Origin of the sequence: Paenarthrobacter sp. CM16 (assembly GCF_013179505.1) — a bacterium.
Lineage (GTDB): Bacteria > Actinomycetota > Actinomycetes > Actinomycetales > Micrococcaceae > Arthrobacter.
In genome coordinates, this window is record NZ_JABMCX010000294.1 from 1 (window position 1) to 5,795 (window position 5,795).

The 5,795-nt window shown below is 60.7% G+C and carries 6 protein-coding genes and 1 pseudogene; 4 read left to right on the forward strand and 3 right to left on the reverse strand.

All coding sequences use genetic code 11. The annotated features are described in order from the left end of the window. Positions 1-363 (reverse strand): annotated as a pseudogene (locus HP499_RS19895) (hypothetical protein); the annotation flags it as partial. 675 nt (positions 364-1,038) lie between these two features. Between HP499_RS19895 and HP499_RS19900 the strand changes: the two are divergent. The 3 genes from HP499_RS19900 to HP499_RS19910 all read left to right on the forward strand — a co-directional run bounded on the left by HP499_RS19900 (position 1,039) and on the right by HP499_RS19910 (position 2,893). After that, positions 1,039-1,209 (forward strand): hypothetical protein, encoded by a 171-nt coding sequence (locus tag HP499_RS19900; protein WP_172325871.1) that lies wholly within the window; start codon positions 1,039-1,041, stop codon positions 1,207-1,209. A gap of 360 nt (positions 1,210-1,569) precedes the next feature. Then, positions 1,570-2,709, forward strand: a complete 1,140-nt coding sequence (locus HP499_RS19905) for a glycosyltransferase family 2 protein (RefSeq protein ID WP_172325872.1) — start codon at positions 1,570-1,572, stop codon at positions 2,707-2,709. Between the two features lie 7 nt (positions 2,710-2,716). Beyond that, a complete protein-coding gene (locus HP499_RS19910; RefSeq protein WP_172325873.1) occupies positions 2,717-2,893 on the forward strand; it encodes a hypothetical protein in 177 nt (58 codons plus the stop codon). 94 nt (positions 2,894-2,987) lie between these two features. On the opposite strand, the gene HP499_RS19915 is transcribed toward HP499_RS19910, so the two are convergent. Further along, complete coding sequence (locus HP499_RS19915) at positions 2,988-4,151, reverse strand: hypothetical protein (RefSeq protein ID WP_253951711.1); 1,164 nt, start codon at positions 4,149-4,151, stop codon at positions 2,988-2,990. Positions 4,152-4,607: 456 nt separating this feature from the next. Between HP499_RS19915 and HP499_RS19920 the strand changes: the two genes are divergently transcribed. Further along, positions 4,608-5,087 (forward strand): NUDIX domain-containing protein, encoded by a 480-nt coding sequence (locus HP499_RS19920; protein ID WP_172325874.1) that lies wholly within the window; start codon positions 4,608-4,610, stop codon positions 5,085-5,087. Here HP499_RS19920 and HP499_RS19925 read toward each other — a convergent pair. Next, a partial coding sequence (locus HP499_RS19925) for an SDR family NAD(P)-dependent oxidoreductase (protein WP_216660189.1) occupies positions 5,082-5,795 on the reverse strand: 714 nt, incomplete at its 5' end. The genes HP499_RS19920 and HP499_RS19925 overlap by 6 nt on opposite strands.

A 5,795-nucleotide genomic window follows, 5' to 3' on the forward strand; every position in this document is an offset into this window, starting at 1 on the left:
AGTCTTGATGACGTAGCTCGACTCCGCCGTGCCGTCCGGGTCCACCAGCATGGTGGCGTTGCGGAGGGGTTCAGGAGTGATGTTGACCCCGTCCCGCAGAACCTGGAAAGCAACGGTGTCCTTGTCCAGGCCCAGCATGCGCCAGCTCACCGTGACGCCCTGGTCAGTCAGGACGGCCACCGGTGCGCGGTCCAGGTTTTCCACTTGGCGTTTCAGGGCTGCTGTATCCGTAGTGGCAGGCACGACGGCGGGAAGGTTGCCTTGCGCTGCCTGCGTCGATTGGGCGGGGGCTGCTTGGGCCAGCGGAACTCCCGTCAGGGCGATGGCGGCGGCAGCGAGCGAGGCGGAAGCCGCAAGAGGCACGGCCCTCCACGCACGGCCACGGGGAGTGCGATAGGAACATTTCGAGGGGTGGTCCAAAGAACATCTCCTTTGATGCTGGGCGGCAGGGGGTCTGCGCGCACCTGTGATTGGAACGTTTCACTGCCTTGCACCGCATTGCCAACCAAGCTTGATGGGTGGTGGTGGGTTCGGTGAGAAAACGCTTTCCGCCAACAAGATTTACCAGCGGTTCCACAGCATCGTCAAGGGTTTGACAGGAAATGACTGGGAGATTTCGGTGCTATTTGTGTGAAGTTGTCCGAAGCATTTGGGAAGGGCAGGCCTTGGAGGCGCGCTCGGCCGGCCCTTCACCACCCACTTTGACGTTGACTCAACCCAGAATCAACCACATTGGGTTGCATTCTGGACCTCTGACCAGCAAAGCCAGTGAGGACGGCGCACCGTCGGCGCAGCTGGCAGTGCACGCCGGAACCTGGCGTCCGTCGCTTGGGCAGTCCGCACGGTTACACGGCGTAACCAGCAACGTGTAATGGGTCACACTTCTTCGGATTCGCTTGTCAACCATGGCGGGCACCATGAACCATGAATGAGGGAATTCGTTCCCATACAAGCTGAATCAGCAATCCTCACCGACGAGGATGCGGCCCCGGGCGAAGAGGCTTGGGGCTGTTAACGGCCTGAGTGAAAGTACTGACAATGACGACACATACTGACTCCATCACGCTGAAAATCTGGGACAAGTCGGCCATCGACCACACGATCGATGCCGCCGTTCAGTCCCTCTCACACCGGGCAGCTGCAGAAAACTGCGGAATCGCAGTGACCCTCAGCGGACCCAAAACCTTCACCGTGAGCCTGACCCGCTAAGCAGCTCACACACAACGCAAGAGGACGACGCCGGAACTCACCGGCGTCGTCCTCTTGCGTTTAAGCGCCCGGCTGAGTTGAGGCGCCCGGCTGAGTTGAGGCGCCGGGCTGAGTTGAGGCGCCCGGCTGAGTCCCCGGGGTTATCCGTTTTCCCCGGCGTTGCGCGGCGGGCCCCTCGGACAAGACCGGAATAGGGGCGGGAAATTGGGCATAAGTACCCCGAAACCCCTCTTCGTGACGCCATTCCTCAAGTCCTGAGCAAACCTTGATATTTCCTTGACGCTTTGCCTGCGCGTTTCTTGCGTTGGCGTTGGAACTCTAAGTGAGTCAACGCTTCAACGCTCGAACGGAGGGATCACAATGCTCGCGGAAATCACGGAACAGACGGCCTACACCCACTCACTGGCAACGGCCACCGTTCCGCGCGGATCCCACCGCGCAGCCGGAGGCGTGGTCACCGTCCTGGTTCCTGCACACAACGAATCCGCCGGCATCACCGAGACCCTCACATCGCTGAACAACCAGACCCGCCGCCCGGACCGCATCATCGTCGTCGCGGACAACTGCACTGACGACACCGAGGCCCTTGCGCTTGCCCAGGGCGTAGAGGTCCTGCGGACCGTCGGCAATAAGGACAAGAAGGCCGGAGCCCTGAACTTCGCGCTCAGCGAGCTGCTCCCACAGGCTGACCCCGAGGACCTGATCCTGGTACAGGATGCGGACTCGCAGCTCGCCCTCGACTTCATCGAGAATGCCACCAAGAACCTGTTGGCCGACGAACTGCTCGGTGCCGTGGGCGGAGTGTTCAGCGGCGGTCCCGGCGGTGGTTTCGTGGGACACCTGCAGCGCAACGAGTACGCCCGGTATGCCCGCGATGTGAAGCGTCTGCACGGAAAGTGCCTGGTGGTCACAGGAACGGCAGCACTGTTCCGGGTCAAGACACTCCGTGACGTGGTCTCAGCCCGGCTGGAGGGCACACTTCCTCCGGGCAACGGCAAGGGCGGCGTGTACGACACCTCGGTCCTGACGGAGGACAACGAACTCTCTTTTGCCCTGTTGACCCTCGGCTACCGCATCGCATCCCCGTCCAACTGCAGGCTGGTCACGGAGGTTATGCCTACATGGCGCGAACTCTGGGCACAGCGGCTTCGCTGGAAGCGCGGCGCAGTTGAGAACTGCGTGCAGTACGGATGGACCAAAATCACCAGGCCCTACTGGGGACGCCAGTTCCTGTCCATGATCGGCGTGGTGGTGACGTTGGCCTACTTCGGCTCCATCGTCTTCGCTTTCACCAGCGGAACGGGCCTGAACCTGCACCCCTTCTGGATAGCTGTTACTGCAATCTTCGTCCTGGAGCGCATCGTAACCCTGCGCTTCCGGGGCTGGAGGTACATGTTGCTGGCCGCAACCATGTACGAAACCGTCATAGATATGTTCCTCCAGGCTGTTCACGCCAAGGCGTACCTGGATGCAGCACTCAACAGAAAGAAAGTTTGGTAATCGACTCATGTACAACAACCCAGCAGCCCCCCTCGCAGGAGCCACCGCAGCCGGAATGGGCTCAGGAGCACTCGCAATGACCGGAGCAGGAGATCTCTTCTGGTTCGCACTGGCTGCTTTCGCCATGCTGGCACTCGGTCTCGCAGTCAAGAGGATCGTCCCCGTCAGGGCACAGAAGAACTAACCAGGCCTGGCAGTCCCGCAGTTGCGTCGCTTACCCCCAGCGCGACACAACCGCGGGTTTGTCATTTAGCCCTCAGTTCTTAGGCGATGAGGGCTCAGGTGACCGGAGCCGAAACAGCCGAGAACTTGGCCACCGTGGTGTAGCCGGTTTTGGTCCCTGTAACCCTGACCCTCATAGTGTCCGCCTGATCAGCGCTCACCAGGGTGTAGGTCTTGGCCGTGGCTCCGGTGATCGCAACACCGGAGCGGTACCACTGATAAGTCAGTGTGGTTCCGGAAGTCCAGGTACCCGGGTTGGCCGTCAGGGTGGAGCCAACACTTAAGGTTCCGCTGATGGTGGGAGTGGGTGCCACCAGGGTTCCAGCGATCACTGTGGCCGTTTGTGCTGATTCCTTGGTGGTTGTTGCGTAACCGGTTTTGGTGCCGGTCACCCGGACGGTCAACTTGGCGCCTTGGTCGGCTGCGGCGAGCACCCTCGTGGCAGCCGTCGCTCCGGAGATCGCCGATCCATTCCTGTACCACTGATACGTCAGGGCCGTCCCGGTGGTCCACGTTCCGGGGTTGGCTAAGAGGGTTGAACCAACAGCCGCCGTACCTGTCATCGTAGGTGTTGGAGCCGTCAACGGAATCCCCGGGACAAAGGAGAAGTCACGGATGGTGACCGTTTCAGGAGCGACATGGGCTGCATCCCCGCCGCCGCCACCAGTTACCCAGAGGTTGAAGTGGATCTGTTCATTGGCCGGTAGCGGCACCGTGGATCCTTGCAGGATGGTCTTTTTCAGCAGCGTTCCGCTGTAGCCCTCCCCCGCGAAAGTTTCAAAGGTCAGCTTGCCCGGTTCCCAGACCATCCTGTGGGTAAGGATCGGGGCGTTCGTGACATCAAAGGTGACGGTGTTGTTGCCCTCGCCCGGAGGTTTGGTGGCATCAAACCAGTAGCCATGGCCTTGAGTGACCGGCCAATCCTCACCGTAGGCAGCCCCACCGCCCCAGGCGGATGCTTCACAAAGGTCAATCTCTGTGTAACCCGGTTCCGCCGCAGGATCGTACGTGAAAAGGCAACCCCACACCACTTCTTTCTGCAGCGCGCTGACGTCCTTCTCCACCGTAGTGCTGTACGTGCCATAGCCGAAGCCTTCACGGGTGGACTGGAACTCTGCTCCCTTTGGCGCCGAACCCGTGGGATTGCTGATGGAAAGCTTCACATACCCGTTGGCGTCAGGATTGCTGACGTTGTTGGCGTCCCAGCTTGCGTTGTACATGGGCGCTCCACCCCAAAAACGCTTTTGCCAGTTGAAGCCTTTCCAAGCAAAGCTGCCCACTGGCCCGGGATCCTCAGCCATCGGAGTGGTATCCGCTGCATGTGAGGGGCTGATGCCCGTGAACATTGATAAACCGACCGCCATGACGACGGCCAACCCCATTACTTTTGTTCCCCCGGTTGGAAGGAGCCTCATTGACAATGCCATAGCTGTGTCCTCCTGCTGATGCGCCCAGAAACATCTCCGGCTATTGCCGGAGACCGCAGTCACGTTCCACCCCAGAGGAACGTGCAACTCCTCGATTATCAAGTAGCGGGAACGCTGCCGGAAGCGAAACAGGCATGGAAAATGACTGTTTCAACATCAATTGGATAACGGTGGAGCGTCCCGGCAGTACTCTGGACAGATCCGCACCTCCTAAGACAGCCCGCCACCACTACCTGATTCAGGAACTTCATGGCCATTCGCAGTGCAGGAATACTCCTCTACCGAACCGGAGGCGGTGGCGAATTACAACTGTGGATCGCCCACATGGGTGGCCCATTCTGGGCACGGAAAGATCAGCATGCCTGGTCCATTCCCAAGGGTGAATTTCCTGACGATGAAGACCCCTTGGTTGCCGCAAAACGCGAGTTTACCGAGGAAATCGGTTCCCCGCCGCCTACAGCCACCTACGATTTGTTGGGAGTTTTCCGGCAGCCCTCAGGGAAGCTCATCACTGCATACGCAGCCGAAGCGACGGACTTCCAGCCGGAGCAGATCAGCAGCAACACCTTTCCCATGGAGTGGCCCAAGGGCTCAGGTGTCATCAAGGACTTCCCGGAAATCGACGATGCCCGCTGGTTTGGATTGGCCGAGGCGCGGACCAAGCTCGTCAAAGGGCAACTCCCGATCATCGACGCACTGGTCCGGCACCTTGGCGGGACATCCCTATAGAGCCGACCACCCGCCGTCGGACGCCAAAATGGCGCCGTTGACATTGGTGCCGTCCTCACTGAGCAGGAACGTGATGGAAGCAGCCAGTTGTGCTGCTGTGGCTGGGGTTGGAACTGTGGCCTGCATCAGCGGCCCGAGGCGTTCTGCCGCAAGCTGGGAGCCCCAATTGGCCACGATGTTGGTGATGGTGGGCCCTGGAGCCACGGCGTTGAACCGCAGTCCTTTGGGCCCGTACATCACCGCCGAGTTCTTGGTGAGGCCAACCACCGAGTGCTTGGATGCCGTGTAGGCAGCGCCGGCGGCAGAACCACGCAGGCCTGCCTCGGACGCAACGTTCACTACAGATCCGGTTCCGGCTTCGAGCATGAGTGGCACCACTGCGCGGGTCAGGCGCATGAGCGAGGTGACGTTGATGCGGAAGACGCGTTCCCAGAGCTCGTCATCCACCTCATGGATGGGAGCGAAGTTGTCCATAATGCCGGCAACGTTGGCCAGGGCATCCACCTGCCCGCCAGCGGCTGCCACAACTGCGGCTACGGTCTCCTCAGTGGAGATGTCGCCGGCTACGGGCACCAGATCAAGTCCTGCGTTCTCTTCAACCAGGGCATCCAGGCGGTCCTTGCTGATATCGGCCGCGACGACCTTGCCGCCTTCCTTGGCAATGCGCAAAGCGGTGGCCCGGCCGATTCCCGACGCGGCTCCCGTGAC

Excerpts from the sequence above, each read along its gene's own strand:
- HP499_RS19900 (WP_172325871.1), top strand. The coding sequence starts at position 1,039 with ATGACGACACATACTGACTCCATCACGCTGAAAATCTGGGACAAGTCG.
- HP499_RS19905 (WP_172325872.1), top strand. The coding sequence starts at position 1,570 with ATGCTCGCGGAAATCACGGAACAGACGGCCTACACCCACTCACTGGCA.
- HP499_RS19910 (WP_172325873.1), top strand. The coding sequence starts at position 2,717 with ATGTACAACAACCCAGCAGCCCCCCTCGCAGGAGCCACCGCAGCCGGA.
- HP499_RS19915 (WP_253951711.1), bottom strand. The coding sequence starts at position 4,151 with ATGTACAACGCAAGCTGGGACGCCAACAACGTCAGCAATCCTGACGCC.
- HP499_RS19920 (WP_172325874.1), top strand. The coding sequence starts at position 4,608 with ATGGCCATTCGCAGTGCAGGAATACTCCTCTACCGAACCGGAGGCGGT.